Source organism: Cellulomonas septica (assembly GCF_012396155.1).
GTDB lineage: Bacteria > Actinomycetota > Actinomycetes > Actinomycetales > Cellulomonadaceae > Cellulomonas > Cellulomonas septica.
In genome coordinates, this window is record NZ_JAAXOY010000750.1 from 1 (window position 1) to 1,579 (window position 1,579).

General features: G+C 75.9%; 2 protein-coding genes. One reads left to right on the forward strand and one right to left on the reverse strand.

What is annotated here, in order from left to right; translation table 11 throughout:
- Positions 1-2: 2 nt before the first annotated feature.
- A complete protein-coding gene (locus HGA02_RS21760; RefSeq protein ID WP_168680859.1) occupies positions 3-1,037 on the reverse strand; it encodes a diguanylate cyclase domain-containing protein in 1,035 nt (344 codons plus the stop codon).
- A gap of 186 nt (positions 1,038-1,223) precedes the next feature.
- Between HGA02_RS21760 and HGA02_RS18820 the strand changes: the two genes are divergently transcribed.
- A partial coding sequence (locus HGA02_RS18820; RefSeq protein WP_210728806.1) for a gamma-glutamyltransferase occupies positions 1,224-1,579 on the forward strand: 356 nt, incomplete at its 3' end.

Genomic DNA, 1,579 nt, shown 5'->3' on the forward strand with positions numbered 1-1,579 from the left:
GGTCAGAGGTCGACGACCTCGACGAGCTCGTCCCCCCCGAGCAGCGACCGGACCTCGGGCAGACCTGACGCGCGCAGCCGCCAGCGGTCCTTCGCCTCGCCGAGCCGGCGCTGTGCGAGCCGCAGCAGCTCGTCGGGCGTCCCGCCGCCGGGCTCCGACCAGACGACCACCGCGTGCAGCGAGGGCCAGTCCGCCGCCTCGATGCCCGAGGCCGGCACGGCCAGCCGCTCGACGAGCTGCTGCCGCAGCCCCTCGGCGACCTGCGCGGCGTGCTGCTCGTCGCGCGCGTGCAGCGTCGCCGCGAGCGCGAGCTCGTCACCGCCGACGCGGGCCGCGTCGGACCGGACGGGCGCAATGCCGCGCAGCCGGGCGCCGAGCGCGGCGAGGACCACGTCGGCGAAGGCGAACCCGCGGGTCGCGTTGAGGTGCCGGAAGCCCCGCACGTCGAGCAGCACGAGGACGACGCGGCCCGCGGTGCCGTGCAGGTCGGCGCAGCGTTCGGCGAGCCGGTGCTGGAGCATCGCGCGGTGCTCGAGCCCCGTGAGGGAGTCGTGCAGCGAGCGGACGGCGAGCAGCGTCGACAGCGCGTGCACGAGGTCGGACGTGCTCGCGACCGCCCACACGTCGCCCGCGACGATCACGTCGTCGTACCGGCGCTCGTCGTGCCGCTCCATCGCGCGGACCGCGACCTCGGAGACGGGTGCGGACGGCGGCGCGACGAGCGGTGCCCAGTCCGCGATCTCGCCGGTCTCGCGACGCGCGTGCACGGCGCGCCCGAAGCCGAGGCGGCCGGTCATCGCGGCGGTGAACCGGGTGCGCGTGACGAGGCCGATGCGCGCGGGGTCGGCGGGGTCGCGGACCGCGACGGTCGTGACGTGCGGCGAGCGGAAGAGGACCTCGAGCCGGGCGATCGGCATGTCGGCGTCGACCACGTCGACGGCACGCGCGAGCTCCTTCACGGTCGCGGCGGCGGTGGTCCGGTAGTCGCCGAGGGCGTGCTGGAGCCGGTCGGCGAGAAGCGTCAGGTCGTCGTCCACCCGGGCATCATTCTCGCAGGTCAGCGGGCAGAACGGACAGGTCGTCCGAAGTTCACGGACCGTTCGCCGCGGGCTCGGCAAGGGTTCATCGCGCCCGTCGGTCCGCTGCGCCGATCGGGGCGACGCGAGGCGCGGTGCTGTCGCCCCGGTGCGGCGGCGACGTCGCGCGTGGGAGACGATCGGTCGATGTTCACCACGCGCCCCGAGCTCACCGGGACCTTCGGCATGGTCGCCTCGACGCACTGGCTCGCGAGCGGTGTCGGGATGCGCGTGCTCGAGGCCGGCGGGAACGCGTTCGACGCGGCCGCCGCCGCCGGGTTCGTCGTGAGCGTCGTCGAGCCGCACCTGTGCGGGCCGGGCGGCGACGCGCCGATCATCGGGCACCGCGCGTCCGACGGGCACACGTTCGTCGTCTGCGGCCAGGGCACCGCGCCCGCGGGCGCGACGATCGACGCCTACCGCGACCTCGGACTCGACCTCGTGCCCGGGACGGGGCACCTCGCGGCCGTCGTCCCGGGCGCGTTCGGTGCCTGGCTCGACCT